Source organism: Hydrogenivirga sp. 128-5-R1-1 (assembly GCF_000171895.1).
On the sequence record NZ_ABHJ01000001.1, the window covers coordinates 64,713 to 79,116 of the forward strand.

Genomic DNA, 14,404 nt, shown 5'->3' on the forward strand with positions numbered 1-14,404 from the left:
TTTTATCTCATCTCAACGCCCAGCTTCTCCCTTAACCTCCTAACCAGCTCATCAACCAGGGCATTAACCTCCTCACCAGAGAGGCTTCCTCTCAAACTCCTAAAACTAATCCTAACACCTACACTCTTCTTGCCTTCCCCTACCTTTTCTCCGGCGTAAACATCAAACACCATAGCATCTTCCACCATCTCAGTAAGCTGAGATTTAATCTCATTTAATAATTTACTCACTGAGAGGTGTTTGTCCACAATAAGGGCTAAGTCCCTTATGACAGGCGGAAATTTGGATACAGCCCTGTAGTGGGGTAGAGTTCTTTCAAGCAGCGGATCAACCTTAAGCTCGCACAGGATCGGCTCTCCCTTAAACTCAAACCTCTGAGACATGCTGGGGTGGAGCCTACCTATAAATCCGATCTCCTCACCTTCCGCTAAGATACGAGACTGAACGTGGGGATGGAGAAAGCTCTTATTTGAAGACTCAAGCTCAAAGTTCACGCCTCTGAGCTCAAGCAGTCCCTGAACTACCCCCAAGAGTCTGTAAGGAGTCCACTCCTCAACGGAGAGTGGGTCAAGCACGCCCTTAACGAGAATTCCGAGCCTGTTTTCCTCACCGTCCTTGAAAAACACCTTGCCGAGCTCAAAGATAGCCATGTCGTAGTTATAGTGATTCTCGTTGAACTTGGCGGTCCTCAAAAGGGAGGGCAGCAGGGAGCTCCTCATGAATCTCTGGGTAGGCACGAGAGGATTAAGAACCTCCACCTGCGGTTTTTCAAGACCCAAGAGCTCGTAGAGCTCTTCCTCCTCATAGGATATGTTTATGACCTCCGTTATACCTTTATCTCGCAGGTATTCCTTAAGCTCAAGGAGCTCGTCTCTCCAGAGCCTACCTACAACCGGCAACTTTAGGGCTTCGGAGGTGTAGTGGTCGTAGCCCTTCACCCGCATAAGCTCCTCTACGATGTCCACGTCCCTGCTTATATCAAAGCTCCTATGTGAGGGCACTAAAACCTCTATCCCGCACCGCTTTATCTCGTGGGGTATCTCCAGAGCGCTCAGTATGGTGCTCGCCTCCTCGTTCTTGTAGCTCTCACCAGCATACCTCATGAACTTCCCCATAGATAGGAACACCTTCTTGGGTTCGTACTTCTTAGGATACAGGTCTCTTACAGCTCTAACGCTCCCCCCGGCTGCGTCCAGTATGTACTGGACAGCCAAATCCTCAGCTCTATCAACCCTCTCAACGTCAACGTTCCTCTCAAACCTGTAACTGCTCTCCGTCTGGACTCCGAGTTTCTTTGAAGACCTCCTCACCCTTGCAGGCTCAAAGTAAGCAGCCTCAAGAAGTACGTTCCTTGTGTTCTCTGTAACCCCTGTATCAAGACCACCTATAACACCGGCCACAGCGACGGGCTTCTCCCGGTCAGCTATAACGAGCACATCCGGATCAAGCTCCCTCTCCTCCCCGTCCAGAGTTCTTATCCTCTCACCCTCTCTGGCACTCCTGACGACTATACCACCTTCAAGCCTGTCAAGGTCAAAGGCGTGAAGGGGCTGACCCTCCTGAAGGAGTACGTAGTTGGTTATGTCCACGACGTTGTTTATAGGTCTGAGTCCGGACTGCCACAGGCGTTTACGCACCTCAAGGGACGAGGGCTTTACACTCACACCCTCTATGACAACACCCCTGTACCTTCTACAGTCTCCGTCCTCTATGGATATGGAGAGGTCGCCTGTTTCCTCAAGGGATCTTACCTCGGGTTCCCTCCTCTCAAGACCGAAGATGGCGCCTATCTCCCTAGCGAGCCCCCTCACGCTGAGGACGTCACCCCTGTTCGGGGTTATATCCAGCTCTATGAGCTTCTCTCCAAAGCCGAGGAGCTCTCCCGCATCCGTTCCGGGGGTTATGTCTTCGTGAAACCTGAGCACTCCTTCGCTGTGCTCCTCAAGACCGATCTCCTGCGCAGAGAGGAGCATGCCCTCCGAGACGATCCCATCAAACTCCCTCTTAGTTACGCACCTATCGCCCACCTTAGAGTTCGGCAGGGCTACCACCACGACTTCGCCCTTTGACACACCTCTGTCCGCAGTGACAATAGTTACGCTCTTACCTCTGACAACCTCAACCTCAAGGACGTTGAGCTCCTTCTTCTTCGGGTGGGATCTGACCACAAGAACCTTCCCGAATACGACCCCGTCAAGCTCTGTGCCGAACACGCTGACCTCAGCCTCTACACTCTGGAGGGAGAGCCTCTCTGCCACCTCTTCGGCGGTGAGCTCACCGAGATCAACGAACAGGGAAAGCCACGAGAAGGGAACACGCATAGCGTTGTTATTTTATCAGAGGAACGCCCTTCGGGCGTTAATTGATAATTAATACTAATTGATAACAGATAAATCACTCTTATGGAGGGCATAATTAATTTTTATTGCGAATAATTCTTATTTGTTCATATTCACATAACAGGAACAGATATCAGGAGGGTGGAAAGATGAAGAAAGGGCTTGCAACAGTCGTGGGAGCTTCCCTCTTGCTGACAGGCACAGCGACCGCCATGGAAAAGGAAAGCCACTACAACTACAGGTACGTAAAGTACTTCCTGCCTGCACAGAGCTTTGCCAAGGGCTCTGGGACTGGGAACATCAAAGGCAGGGTCGTCTACGTTGGCAAGAGAAAGCTAAAGAACAGGAAGAAGCTCATAACCAAAGACAAAGAGGTCTGCGGGAGGGGTTACAAGATTGACAGAGTTTACGAACTCTCCAAGGACGGGGGTGTTAAGAACGCCGTCGTCTTCCTGAACATATCGGGTGGTGGGAAGGACTCGGAAAGGCTGGTTCAGAGGAAGTGTGAGTTTCACCCTCGGGTGGTTTCCCTGACCGCAGGGGGCACCCTTGAGGTGGTGAACGAGGACGAGGTAAAGCACGAGGCTAACGGAGTCCAGGACTTTGAGACCATATTTCAGCTCTCTCAACACAAGAAGGGCATGGTTGACAGGGTTAAGCTGAAAAAGCCCGGTGTAGTAGAGGTCACCTGCAACATACACGGATGGATGAAGGGGTGGGTAGTGGTAGCCCCCGGACCCTATCACGCCGTCACGGACGAAAGGGGAAACTTCGTCATAGAAGGTGTGCCAGCGGGAACACACACATTGAGATTGTGGCATGAGGGCTTTGGAGAGAAGAAGCTCAGAGTAAAGGTTCAGGAAGGAAAGACGAGCACCGTAACCTTTGAGCTCAGATAAGGAGGGGAAAGATGAAGGCTAAAGGTTTAGTTCTCGGCTTGGCGGGTCTATTCGTGCTCCTGGGAAGCGCCGACTCCGCCAAAAGACCGAACATAGCCCCCCTGCCGGACAGACCACCGGAACCTAAGGACAACCCGACCACTCCGGCAAAGGTAGAACTCGGTAAGCTCCTTTACTTTGACCCAAGGCTATCGGGAGACGGAAGTACTTCCTGCGCAACCTGTCACGACCCGAACCACGGGTGGGCTAAGAAGCGCTTTATGTCCCCAGCCTACCCGGAGAACAAGCATTTCAGACACTCACCGACCGTTCTGAACGTCGCCTACAACACCCTAATGTTCTGGGACGGAAGGGTCAAGACCCTTGAGGAACAGGCTATGGGACCCATAAAGTCCCCCTTTGAGATGAACATGAACTACGGACTCCTTGAAGAGAGACTCAAGAAGATACCTAAGTACAGAGAGCTCTTTGCAAAGGCTTTCCCCAGAGAAAAAGACCCCATAACGATAAAGAACATAGCCAAGGCGATAGCAGCCTTTGAGAGGACGATAGTGTGTAACGACTCTCCCTTTGACAGGTACATGCGTGGAGAGAAGAGTGCCATGGACGAGGTACAGGTCAAGGGTATGAAGCTCTTTATAGGCAAAGCTGGGTGCGCCCAATGCCACAACGGACCCAACTTCACCGACGACAAGTTCCACGTGACGGGCGTTCCAAAGAACAAGGTGGAAGACGACGCCCTCGTAAGGGTAACGAGGAACTTCGTCCTCAGAGAGCACGGTTTTAGGAATCCTGACTCAATAGACAGAGACCTCGGACTGTACTTCATAACCAAGAAGGAGAAGGACAGGGGAGCTTTCAAGACACCGACCCTGAGGAACGTAGCCCTCACCCCGCCTTACATGCACAACGGAGTGCTCAAGAGCCTGAGGGAAGTAGTTGAGTTCTACAACAGGGGAGGTGGGAACGTTCCCAACAAAGACCCGAGGCTAAAGCCCCTGAACCTGACGGAAGAAGAGAAGGAAGCTCTCGTGGCTTTCCTGGAGGCTCTCACCTGTGAGAACGTGCCTTACGTTGAGGAGCCAGAGCTTCCGCCCTTTGAAGGTGAAACTGTGAAGGGAGGTGGTTGAGATGAAGATAAGCAGGCGTAACCTCATCAAGGTGTCCGCAAAGGCGGGCGTAGCGGCGATAACAGCCTCCGCGCTATCTCCACTGCTCGGTGTGGTGAACGTGGCGGAGGCTAAGAGCTCCAAGAGGAGTAAATTGCAACCCTTCAACTTTGTCGTGGTTGGGGATACGCACCTTTACGAAATGCCCAACCACAGATTTGACAAGACCTTCTCCAGGGCTATTGAGGACATACTGAAGCTCAGACCGAAGCCTGACTTCGTACTATTTATAGGTGACCTTGCCCAGTTCGGCAAGGTGAAGGAGCTTGAAAAGGGAAAGAAGTTCTTAGACAGGCTGTCGAGGGCTGGAATCAAGTACCACATAATCCCCGGAGAGCACGACTGGTACCTGGACATGGGAAAGACCTGGAAGAAGATGTTCGGAAGACCCTACTGGAGCTTTGACCATAAGGGCGTCCACTTCATAGGTATGAACTCCATACTCGTACGGGACTACTGGACTGCGAGGGACATGTCCCCATGGGAGAGGATGCTCGCCATTGCAGAACTTGAGTGTCACGTATGCGGGCTCTGGGGTGTAAGGGAGAAGCAGTTGGAGTGGCTTGAAAGGGACGTAAAGAAGCTCTCTCCAGACACACCGGTTGTCATATTCACCCATTCACCTCTATGGGACTACTATCCTAGATGGAACTTCCAGACGGAGGACGCACCGGAGGTCAGGAGGATCCTCTCCAAGTTTGAAAAGGTGATAGCGATACACGGACACGTCCATCAGGTCGTTTACAACAGAACCGGGAACATGGTTCACATAGGAAACCTCGCAACCGCATGGCCCTGGCCCTATCCACCCGTTGAGCTGCCCTACCCCAAGGTTAGGATGTTCAGGGTTGACCCGGGAGATATATACGACGGGCTCGGCTTTGCCAGAACGTACATAGACGAAACCTTTCTCGGAACCATGGAGTACCACACATGGGCTGAGCTCATACCGGACGAGTTTAAGAAGGGTGTTCCACTTTAATTCAGGGAGGTGGTGATATGAAGGCAGTTAAGCTGGGAGCAGTTCTCGGTGCGGGAGTTTTTGTCGGCCTCTCTATAGGCTTCTTCCTTAACGTGGCGGAGGCAAGAAAACCCTTCGCTGAGGAAGACTTGAAGCTCATGAACGAGGAGCTCATAGCCCTCGTAAAGAAGGGAGACGAGCTATGGCACAGCCCGAAGCTTGGAAAGAACGGTCTAACCTGCGCCAACTGCCACCCTGACGGCGCAAACGCGAATCCCCATACATTTCCCAAGTTCCAGGACAACGTGGGAAAGGTGGCAACGCTGAGGGAGATGATAAACTGGTGCATAAAGAGACCCCTTGAAGGCAAGGAACTCCCCGAGGACAGCGAGGAGATGAAGGCTCTGGAGGCTTACGCCATATACATGTACAGGGGCTATCCGCTCAAACCGGGAGACAACACGAGGGAGTATCCCCCCGTTAAGGTGAAGTCTGGTCCAGGCTACCCCTGAGGGTTCTTTCAGACTCCCCCTATAAACTCATCGTAGGCTCTCTCGAGCCTACCTTTTATCTCTTCCTCCGATATCCTCGGTTTCGCCCCCTTCTTCCTAAGGACTTCAACTATCTCCTCTGGAGTCAGGAGGAGCGCATCCTCGGGCTCCACAACCTCCCCGTTTACGAGGACTGCCGGAGGCACTACATCGCCCTCGTACAGGTTTGAGGGTATCAGTGTGTAGTATAGGTTCTCGTAGGACTTGACCAGTTCAAAGAAGACCCTATCGTAGAACTCACACCTGCCTCCCGGGGGAGCCTTAGACACGACCTCAACGTGAACCTTCATAGCGACCTCCTCAAACTATCCTTATGCCGAACACCTTCTTTACCCATCCTCCCACCGTGTAGCCTATACCTATGTAGAGAAGCAGGAAGCCGAGTATAAGGCGGAGCTTTTTCTCCTTGAGAACCTTGGAAAGGTGGGGACCAACGAAGGAACCGATGACTATACCCACTATCTCTATCCCAAGCAGCTGAATATCTATCTGAGCTCCGAGTTTTAGGTAGTTTCCTGCGCTCACGAGCATGGTTATCAGTATGGACAGGGCGCTCGTGCCTGGAACGAGGAACATGGGAAGCCCCATAACCGAGACCATGAAGGGAACCAAGAGGAACCCTCCGCCGACCCCGAGGGCAGAGGACACTATAGCTACCACAAACCCTGCGAGCACGGGGACTAAGGGGTTGAAGGAGTATGTCTTTCCCAAGAACTCCAGCTCTATGCTTGTGAGGGATACCTTCTTGGTGGTCAGATCCGAAGCTCCCCTCTCCTTTATGCTCTCCTCTATGTCTTTTATTTGCTCCTTCTTCTTCTTGTGGAAGGTGTCGTAGAAGATCTTGAGGGCAACTATTAAAGTGAATATGCCAAAGAGGGGCTTGTAGCTCTTCAGGTCCGGCAGGAATTTGTAGGAAAGGGTAGAGCCTATGAGGGCTCCCGCTATGCTGCCCACGCCGAGAAGGACTCCCAGTATGACTATAACCCTCCTCTGTCTCCAGTAAGAGGGAACGGATATGAGCGTTGAGGTGAATATGAGTATCTGGTTCATCAGCTTTATGTTGTTAGCCTGAGGTATGCCGAAGACCGATATGTGTCCGACCCCGGCGAGTATCCCTCCAGCCGCTCCCACCGTGGAGAATACGAGACCGACGAAAACGCTCCAGAGGAATGCCACCAGTGGATTTATCTCTACGCCGAAGACCTCTGAATACATGGCTCAGAAAAAGTATAAAAGAAAAGGGACCAAAATTAGCCCCTGATCTTTCTGAAGAACGGAATTGCAAATACAAGCAGAGATAGGAGTAATGAGGAGCTACCAGTGTTACAACCCCCACCACCGCCAGAACTAGTGGAGACACCAGAACCACTACCAGAGCCTCCCCCACTGCCGCCGGAACCACCTGAGCCGCCACCTGAACCCCCACCGCCGGAAGCATTGACATTTATGGTAATTGTTTCTGATACCTTAGTAATTCCGTCATCAGCCGTAAGCTTAGCAGTGTAAGTTCCTGGAGAGTTATAGCTTAAGGAAACATTACTTGTAGAGCAATTGTTTAGGATATAATCTGCCGTTCCATTATTATCCTTATCAAGATAACAAGTGAGTGTATCTCCATCTGGATCAGAGACGTTCCAATCAAAACGGACATTAAGAGGTGCTGTGCCACTGGTCGGTGAAGCGGTAAAGGAGTTTATCACAGGGGAAGTATTTGCCTTAATTTGAATCTGATTTGACGTGCTACCCCCATTACCATCTTCAACTGTAAGCGTAGCGGTGTAAGTGCCTGCGACGTTATACGTGTGATTCTGAGTAGAGGAGTTGGTGCAGGGGGATATGGTGTAATCAGTAGTTCCGTCGTTATCTACATCAAGCTTACAGGTAAGAGGGTCTACATTCGGGTCTGAGATGTTCCAGTTAAAGTTAGTCGTTAAGGGGATGTTCCCCTTATCCGGGTTTGCGCCGAAGGAATTTATTACGGGCGGTAGGTTGCCTGACACAACTATGTACTCATCCGCACCTATGTCGTGGGTGGCAGTTCCGTCGTTGTCGCCATCAAAGGGTCTTGCATTCCCCTCAAAGTCGGTGGTTACCGAGTTGATATTTGTCCCTTTGTCTATCATAGGGGAGCCTGACTGGAGATGAAAGTCCCCTCCCGCAGGGTTGACCAGATTAGGGTCCTGCTTCAAGTTTCCGCTCTGGACGTAAGACGACACACCGTTGCTTGAGAGATCTCTTATATACAGATCCTCGGACTCAAGCACGTTGTCGTTTGTTCCTGAATCCGAAGCCGGGTCAAAGGCTGCGTTTACGGAGAAGTTGTTATTTTTCAATTCAAGCGCCCCGGTAGCACCCGAGACATTATTGTTTACGTAAAGGTCGTCTCCATCAAATCCTCCCGCGGAAGCCAAGTTGCTCCAGAAGATGTTGTTATAGTAGTAGTACGAACCTTGTATATAATAGTGATAAAAGCCTCCTCCCTTTTGTTGGGCCGTATTTGAGTAAACGGTGTTATTGTAGAAGTAGCCGACTCCACCGGAGGAAGTATCAAAATAGCCGGCTCCACCGTCTGTAGTTGATGAGTTGCTGTAGAATACGTTATTTATCACAGATGTGCTAATATTTGCCGCTCCGATTGATATATAAAGGGCTCCCCCTTTGGCTCCCTGATTGCTGTAAAACTCACAACCTTTAACCTCTATATTAGCTTGTCCGACTATTATTGAAAGGCCTCCCGCCTTGGTAGCGCTTTTCCCATTTTTAAAGATTATGTTCCTCACAAAGATATCGTGCGTATTAGGTGAGTCTCCATAGTTGCCACCGTCACTGTCATTGTTTATGTCCAGTATTGGTATGTTGTTGGTTCTCGCATCAAGAACGGGTTTATTGTTTATATCACCTTCAATGATAAGCTTATTATCACCATTGGCTGTTGAGTAGGTTAATGTCTGGGTTATGTCGTAGGTTCCGGACTGAACTATTATTGTAGAGTCCTGTCCGTCGGATTGAGCGTTGGTCAGAGCTGTTTGAAAGTCACACGGACTAGTCGACGAACAGGCAGTTCCAGAACCTGTGGATGATACGTAGTAAATAGCCGAGAATACGGTGCTTGCACTTAAAACTAGACTAAGGGATGACAGGATTAAACCTCTCATTTCCAACCCCCCTTAAATTACTGAGCTTCCGGCAGGGAATATAATCCCTCCCAGAGAACTTGCGTGGGGATTCCTGCTTCAGCGAGGGCTCTTTGTCCTCTCCACAGGCGTGAGTTCGGGTATCCCCAACCCTACCACCCGTCAGGTGGGTGAGCCCTAAATTTTTCTGCTCCTAACCACCTCCCGACTTTCTATCACCAAGGTGGAGGCTAGCATTAAAACTCTATGACTCTCCACCTACGCACAGCATTTTAGCCTTTTTTTTCTGGTGCGTGCAACCCCAAAACGTCCTTACAGGACACACGTGTGTCGTTTAAAGTATATAACTGCTATGAGTTTGAGAACACCCTACCTCGCCACGGACGTGATAATTAGACTCTGGAAGGGAGACAGTTTAAGGGGAATAGTCCTCATAGAGAGGAAGAACCCTCCCGTGGGTCTTGCCCTTCCCGGGGGCTTCGTGGAGGTGGGAGAGAACGTGGAGTCCGCTGCCGTGAGGGAGATGAGGGAGGAAACGGGTCTTGAGGTTGAGCTCTCCGGACTTCTGGGGGTTTACTCCGATCCAAGGAGGGATCCCAGGTTTCACGTTGTATCGGTAGTCTTTGTGGGTGATGCTGAAGGTGAGCCAAAGGCCGGATCGGACGCAAAAGAGGTTAGGGTGTTCAGTCTTGAGGATATACCCTTAGACAGGCTCGTCTTTGACCACAAGAGGATCATTCTTGACTTTCTTCGGCGAGCATGAGCTCTATTTTTCCCCTCTCCTCGTCCACCGCGAGAACCTTCACCCTGACCGTGTCTCCGAGTCTGTAAACCTTTCCCGTTCTCACACCCACGAACCTGTGGGCGGGCTCGTCAAAGACATAGTCGTCGTCGGTGAGGGTGTTTATCCTGACCAGACCCTCTACGAGGGTCTCTTTCAGCTCAACGAAGAAACCGAACTGAACTACACCCGTTATTATCCCCTCAAAGACCTCTCCCAGCCTTGAGCGCATGTAGCGTGCCTTGAGGATGTCTATAGCCTCCCACTCCACCTCGTCGGCAAGTCTCTCCTGGGCAGAGAGGTGTTCTCCAGCCTCCTCCAGGTAGGCTACTACCTCATCGTAGTCCATCTCTTCCCCCCTCAGCGAGCTCTTGAGGAGCCTGTGGACTATAAGATCGGGATACCTCCTTATGGGGGAGGTAAAGTGAGCGTAATGTTCTGACGCAAGTCCGAAGTGCCCCAAGTTGTGGGGGCTGTACTTTGCCCTGCTCATAGACCTCAGGGTTAAGAACCTTACCAGCTGTTCCTCGGGCTTGCCCTCAAAGTCCTCTATTATCTTCTGGAAGAACTTGGAGGTCAGCTCCTTTGGCTTCTTAACCTGATAGCCGAGACCGTTGAGTATCTCCAGGAGGTTCTCAACCCTCTCCTCGTCGGGCGGCTCGTGAACCCTGTAGAGGCAGGGGTACCCTGTGTTCTCCAGGTGGAGGGCAACGGTCTCGTTGGCAGATATCATGAACTGCTCTATTATCTTGTGGGCTATGTGCCTCTCGTATGGAACTACCGCCGTGGGCTCCCCGTACTCGTCCACTATCACCTCAGCCTCGGGGAGGTCAAAGTCTATGCTCCCCTTCTCCCACCTCCTCCTGCTCAGTATCCTGTAGAGGTCCTCCATCATGCGGAGGGGCGCAACAACTTCTGGAAACTTCTCCTCAAGGGCAGGGTCACCCACTATTATGGAAAGGGCTTCGTTGTAGGTGAGCCGAGCCTTGCTCCTTACGACACTCTCGTACACATCGTAGAAGAGGAGCTCCCCCCTTTCGTCAAATACCATCTCGCAGGTGAAGGCGAACCTGTCTTCATCGGGTCTGAGGCTGCAGAGGTTGGCAGAGAGCTTTTCGGGGAGCATGTGGAGGGCTCTGTCCGGCAGGTAGAAGGTGAAGCCTCTCTTGTACGCCTCTTCGTCTAACGCTGTCCCCGGTCTGACGTAGTAGGAGACGTCCGCTATATGGACGAAGAGCCTGTAGTTACCCTCGGGGGTCCGCTCTACAAAAACGGCGTCGTCAAAGTCCCTCGCCTTCTCGGGGTCTATGGTAAAACACCACTGAGCACGCAAGTCTTTGCGTCTCTTCACTTCTTCGGCAGGCAGCTCCTCGGGTATAGCCTCAACCTCCTCAAGCACCTCGGTGGGATACTCCGTAGGGAGGTTGTACTTCTTTATCAGCAGGTCTATGGCGAGGAACTTGTCCTCAGGGTGACCTATAACTTCCTTGACCTTAGCCCGGGCGGGCGTTTTGTCCTTAGGAAAGTTAGTAATCTTAGCTACTACCACGCTGCCCTCTTTCAACTTTGAGCAGTCTCTGTTGGATAGCAGGAAGGTTATATGGGTGTTCTCGTCCAGCGGCTCCAGGAGACACTGCTTCTTCTCCCTCTTGACCTTGCCCACTATCTCGTGCTTAGCCCTCTTTAAGACCCTCTCTATCCTGACCTCTTTCTTGCCCTTAAACTCTACAACCTTAGCCTTCACCACGTCACCGCCGAGAACCTTCTGGAGCTCAAAGTGGGGTATGTATATGTCCTTGTCCCTCCCCTCAACCTCAAGGAAGCCGAAGCCCGCAGGATAAGGTATGACCTTACCGACGACTACCTCCTCCTCGCTGAAGAGGAACTTCCCGCGGACGACCTTTACCTTGCCCGCCTTCTTCAGGTTTTTGAGGAGCTTCTTGAGCTTCTTCATACCCTTCTTGTCAACGCCGAGGGTTCTGGCAATCTGCATAAAGGAGACGGGTTTCTTTTTGCCCTTTAGTAGGTTGATTACTTCCCTCTCGCTCACACTCTTTTCTTTATCCGCCATGTGCTTTAAATTATAGGTTATATTCCGATTTATTAACTCAGTGAGATGGACCCAGGTGCACTAATAGGAATAGGCGGCGCTTTCTTGATGATCATTATCGCCATAGTGGTTGGCGGTAGTCCGGCTGCCTTCATAAACATACCTTCCCTGTTCATAGTGGTGGGTGGAGGGATGGCAGCCGCCTTAGGAGGGTTCCCCTTAAAGGACTTCATAAGGGGGGTAAGCTCCATAAAGGACGCCTTCCTGTGGAAGCCCCCGGACGCCTTAGAGACGGTTGAGTTCCTCTCGGAGATAGCTACCAAGGTGAGGAGAGAAGGTATACTCGCCCTTGAATCGGAGATTGAGCTCTACTATGAGAGAGACCCTCTGCTGGGAGACATGATAAGGATGCTCGTTGACGGGCTTGAGCTTGAAGAGATAAAGATAAGCGCGGAAGGTGCCATAGCTCAGGTTGACGACAAGCTCGGAACGAACGTCGCCGTGTGGGAGAAGCTCGCAGACCTCTTCCCCGCCTTCGGTATGATAGGAACTCTGGTCGGTCTCATACAGATGCTGAAGAACCTGAACGACCCATCAGCCCTCGGTCCCGGTATGGCGGTCGCCTTGATAACCACCCTTTACGGGGCGATACTCGCCAACGCCTTCGCCATACCGATATCCAACAAGCTTAAGAAGATAAAGGATACAGAGGTTCTATTCAAAAACATATACCTGATGGCTATTGAGGGAATACAGAAGGGTGTGAACCCCAACATACTCAGGCAGGAGCTCTCCATAATGCTCGGGGTTGAGGTTGCAGAGGAAGCCTGATGGCTATAAAGAAGAAGGAAGAGGAATGTCCGAAAGCCCCAGCCTGGTTAACCTCCTTCGGAGACCTCATGTCTCTGCTCCTCACCTTCTTCATACTCCTCTACTCCATGAGCATAATCTCCCTTGAGAAGTTCTACCAAGTCCTGAAGGGACTCATAGAGGCTTTCGGCGGTAAACAGGTCATTTTCTCAGAGGGAGGTGCCCTTAAGGCGTCCAGGATACCGATCCAGTTTGAGAACATGCACATGAGGGTCAAGAAGTTCGCAGAGCTAAAGAAGGAGATAACCAAGATAAAAGAAGAGCTCCTGAGTATGGGTATAGAGGCAGACTACCTCGTCACCGGCACCTGCATGAAGCTCAGGGTAAACACCAACAGGCTCTACCCCCTCGGCAGTGAGGAGCCTTACCCTCAGGCTAAAGAGCTCTTCCTGAACATGTGTAGCAGGCTCAAGCCCTTCTCCCTTCCGATAACCTTTGAGGGGTACACGGACAACATGCCCATATCAAACCCAAGGTTCCCCTCCAACTGGGAACTATCCGCCATGAGGGCTGTGAGCGTGCTAAGGCTGTTTATAACCTGCGGTTATCCCCAGGAGCTTCTCTCGGCGGTAGGTTACGGAGAGCACCATCCCATAGCACCCAACGACACGCCGGCTAACAGGGAAAGGAACAGGCGTATAGAGTTCTGCATAAAGCTGAACCCGTGAGGTGAGAGATGGCTTTTAAGAAGAAGGAAGAGTGTCCAAAGCCTCCAGCGTGGCTCACCTCTTTCAGTGACCTCATGTCTCTACTTCTCACCTTCTTCATACTCATATACGCCATGAGCAGCCTTGACGTTGCCCAGCTTGAGAAGTTCATATCCTACTTCCAGCCCGAAAGAAAGATGTTCGTAAGGAAGACATCAATACTTCCTCCCATAGCACCACCTCCGAAGGAGGTCGCTCTAAAGATAAAGAGGAGAGTTCAAAAGGTACTTCCACCCTGGGCTTTTCAGATAGTCATAACCGCAGACTTCGTGAAGCTTAGGCTCTTTGATAAGGTCTTCTTTGAGGACGGAACGTACCAGTTGACGCCCAAGGCGAGGGAAGCGCTGGTAGAGGTTGCGAACGTGTTGAAGAAGCTCCCGGAAAACTCCTTTATAAGGGTTGAGGGACACGTGAGCAGTCTCGTTGAGGTCAGAGGCAGGGTCGTCAGAGACAAGTGGGAACTGTCCGTGAGGAGAGCGACAGAGGTGGTCAGGTTCCTGCAGGCTCAGGGGGTTGAACCCACAAAGCTTTCCGCAGCCGGCTACGGGGATATAAAGCCCCTTTATACCTGGAGGCAGCCCATACTCATGGAGAGGAACAACAGGGTTGAGATATACATAAACCTCGTGAAACCGAAGGAATGATAGGAATTCTTCTCATATTTCTTCTGGCATCTTCACCGTCCTCCTATCCGGAGGACAGGTGCGTAGAAGTGTCCAGGCTGGCGGTGGAATGCTACAGGGAAAAGTCCCGAGGAGTTGCCAACAGGTGTAGGACACTCATGACAAACAGAAAAGAGTTCAAAAACCTTTACGATAAGGCGTGTGCCTACGGGTGCATGTCGGAGAGCCTGTACGAGGCAAACATGATGGCGGAAGTCATAAAAAAGGAGTGCAGAAAGGGCAACGCTTTGAAAGAAAACGTTGAGGGGTTAAAATAAGCC

Annotated in this window: 14 protein-coding genes; 9 read left to right on the plus strand and 5 right to left on the minus strand. The window is 51.3% G+C overall.

Features of this window, described 5'->3' with window-relative positions:
- Positions 1-2: 2 nt before the first annotated feature.
- The gene (pheT, locus tag HG1285_RS16725; RefSeq protein WP_008285844.1) at positions 3-2,321 is read right to left on the minus strand and encodes a phenylalanine--tRNA ligase subunit beta; all 2,319 of its coding nucleotides are present in this window, start codon (positions 2,319-2,321) and stop codon (positions 3-5) included.
- A 167-nt stretch (positions 2,322-2,488) separates the two neighbouring features.
- Here pheT and HG1285_RS18630 point away from each other — a divergent pair, with 167 nt between their 5' ends.
- Genes HG1285_RS18630 through HG1285_RS16710 form a run of 4 tightly spaced genes read left to right on the plus strand, consistent with a single transcriptional unit; the run spans position 2,489 to position 5,880 of the window.
- The gene (locus tag HG1285_RS18630) at positions 2,489-3,238 is read left to right on the plus strand and encodes a carboxypeptidase regulatory-like domain-containing protein (RefSeq protein WP_008285845.1); all 750 of its coding nucleotides are present in this window, start codon (positions 2,489-2,491) and stop codon (positions 3,236-3,238) included.
- A gap of 11 nt (positions 3,239-3,249) precedes the next feature.
- On the plus strand, positions 3,250-4,368 hold the full coding sequence (locus HG1285_RS16720) for a cytochrome c peroxidase (RefSeq protein WP_008285846.1): 1,119 nt from the start codon (positions 3,250-3,252) through the stop codon (positions 4,366-4,368).
- A 1-nt stretch (position 4,369) separates the two neighbouring features.
- Complete coding sequence (locus HG1285_RS16715) at positions 4,370-5,389, plus strand: metallophosphoesterase (RefSeq protein ID WP_008285847.1); 1,020 nt, start codon at positions 4,370-4,372, stop codon at positions 5,387-5,389.
- Between the two features lie 17 nt (positions 5,390-5,406).
- On the plus strand, positions 5,407-5,880 hold the full coding sequence (locus HG1285_RS16710; protein WP_008285848.1) for a hypothetical protein: 474 nt from the start codon (positions 5,407-5,409) through the stop codon (positions 5,878-5,880).
- A gap of 8 nt (positions 5,881-5,888) precedes the next feature.
- On the opposite strand, the gene HG1285_RS16705 is transcribed toward HG1285_RS16710, so the two are convergent.
- The 3 genes from HG1285_RS16705 to HG1285_RS19355 are packed head-to-tail and all read right to left on the minus strand — an operon-like array spanning position 5,889 to position 9,074.
- Positions 5,889-6,209, minus strand: coding sequence for a hypothetical protein (locus HG1285_RS16705; protein WP_008285849.1), 321 nt, complete (start codon positions 6,207-6,209; stop codon positions 5,889-5,891).
- A 10-nt stretch (positions 6,210-6,219) separates the two neighbouring features.
- The gene (locus HG1285_RS16700) at positions 6,220-7,134 is read right to left on the minus strand and encodes a sulfite exporter TauE/SafE family protein (protein WP_008285850.1); all 915 of its coding nucleotides are present in this window, start codon (positions 7,132-7,134) and stop codon (positions 6,220-6,222) included.
- 35 nt (positions 7,135-7,169) lie between these two features.
- On the minus strand, positions 7,170-9,074 hold the full coding sequence (locus tag HG1285_RS19355; protein WP_008285851.1) for a PKD domain-containing protein: 1,905 nt from the start codon (positions 9,072-9,074) through the stop codon (positions 7,170-7,172).
- A gap of 331 nt (positions 9,075-9,405) precedes the next feature.
- On the opposite strand from HG1285_RS19355, the gene HG1285_RS16690 reads away from it, so the two are divergent.
- On the plus strand, positions 9,406-9,816 hold the full coding sequence (locus HG1285_RS16690; RefSeq protein WP_032496249.1) for an NUDIX hydrolase: 411 nt from the start codon (positions 9,406-9,408) through the stop codon (positions 9,814-9,816).
- On the opposite strand, the gene rnr is transcribed toward HG1285_RS16690, so the two are convergent.
- Positions 9,788-11,905: a ribonuclease R gene (gene rnr, locus HG1285_RS16685; RefSeq protein ID WP_008285853.1), complete on the minus strand. Its 2,118-nt coding sequence runs from the start codon at positions 11,903-11,905 to the stop codon at positions 9,788-9,790. The genes HG1285_RS16690 and rnr overlap by 29 nt on opposite strands.
- 45 nt (positions 11,906-11,950) lie before the next feature.
- On the opposite strand from rnr, the gene HG1285_RS16680 reads away from it, so the two are divergent.
- Genes HG1285_RS16680 through HG1285_RS16665 form a run of 4 tightly spaced genes read left to right on the plus strand, consistent with a single transcriptional unit; the run spans position 11,951 to position 14,401 of the window.
- Positions 11,951-12,715, plus strand: coding sequence for a MotA/TolQ/ExbB proton channel family protein (locus HG1285_RS16680; protein WP_032496250.1), 765 nt, complete (start codon positions 11,951-11,953; stop codon positions 12,713-12,715).
- Positions 12,715-13,422 (plus strand): flagellar motor protein MotB, encoded by a 708-nt coding sequence (locus HG1285_RS16675; RefSeq protein ID WP_008285855.1) that lies wholly within the window; start codon positions 12,715-12,717, stop codon positions 13,420-13,422. Before HG1285_RS16680 ends, HG1285_RS16675 begins: the two co-directional genes overlap by 1 nt.
- A gap of 8 nt (positions 13,423-13,430) precedes the next feature.
- A complete protein-coding gene (locus HG1285_RS16670) occupies positions 13,431-14,105 on the plus strand; it encodes a flagellar motor protein MotB (protein ID WP_008285856.1) in 675 nt (224 codons plus the stop codon).
- Positions 14,102-14,401, plus strand: coding sequence for a hypothetical protein (locus HG1285_RS16665; protein ID WP_008285857.1), 300 nt, complete (start codon positions 14,102-14,104; stop codon positions 14,399-14,401). Before HG1285_RS16670 ends, HG1285_RS16665 begins: the two co-directional genes overlap by 4 nt.
- Positions 14,402-14,404: the final 3 nt, after the last annotated feature.

Excerpts from the sequence above, each read along its gene's own strand:
- HG1285_RS16665 (WP_008285857.1), top strand. The coding sequence starts at position 14,102 with ATGATAGGAATTCTTCTCATATTTCTTCTGGCATCTTCACCGTCCTCC.
- HG1285_RS16710 (WP_008285848.1), top strand. The coding sequence starts at position 5,407 with ATGAAGGCAGTTAAGCTGGGAGCAGTTCTCGGTGCGGGAGTTTTTGTC.
- HG1285_RS18630 (WP_008285845.1), top strand. The coding sequence starts at position 2,489 with ATGAAGAAAGGGCTTGCAACAGTCGTGGGAGCTTCCCTCTTGCTGACA.
- HG1285_RS19355 (WP_008285851.1), bottom strand. The coding sequence starts at position 9,074 with ATGAGAGGTTTAATCCTGTCATCCCTTAGTCTAGTTTTAAGTGCAAGC.
- HG1285_RS16670 (WP_008285856.1), top strand. The coding sequence starts at position 13,431 with ATGGCTTTTAAGAAGAAGGAAGAGTGTCCAAAGCCTCCAGCGTGGCTC.
- HG1285_RS16720 (WP_008285846.1), top strand. The coding sequence starts at position 3,250 with ATGAAGGCTAAAGGTTTAGTTCTCGGCTTGGCGGGTCTATTCGTGCTC.
- rnr (WP_008285853.1), bottom strand. The coding sequence starts at position 11,905 with ATGGCGGATAAAGAAAAGAGTGTGAGCGAGAGGGAAGTAATCAACCTA.
- HG1285_RS16680 (WP_032496250.1), top strand. The coding sequence starts at position 11,951 with ATGGACCCAGGTGCACTAATAGGAATAGGCGGCGCTTTCTTGATGATC.
- HG1285_RS16715 (WP_008285847.1), top strand. The coding sequence starts at position 4,370 with ATGAAGATAAGCAGGCGTAACCTCATCAAGGTGTCCGCAAAGGCGGGC.
- HG1285_RS16705 (WP_008285849.1), bottom strand. The coding sequence starts at position 6,209 with ATGAAGGTTCACGTTGAGGTCGTGTCTAAGGCTCCCCCGGGAGGCAGG.
- HG1285_RS16675 (WP_008285855.1), top strand. The coding sequence starts at position 12,715 with ATGGCTATAAAGAAGAAGGAAGAGGAATGTCCGAAAGCCCCAGCCTGG.
- HG1285_RS16700 (WP_008285850.1), bottom strand. The coding sequence starts at position 7,134 with ATGTATTCAGAGGTCTTCGGCGTAGAGATAAATCCACTGGTGGCATTC.
- pheT (WP_008285844.1), bottom strand. The coding sequence starts at position 2,321 with ATGCGTGTTCCCTTCTCGTGGCTTTCCCTGTTCGTTGATCTCGGTGAG.
- HG1285_RS16690 (WP_032496249.1), top strand. The coding sequence starts at position 9,406 with ATGAGTTTGAGAACACCCTACCTCGCCACGGACGTGATAATTAGACTC.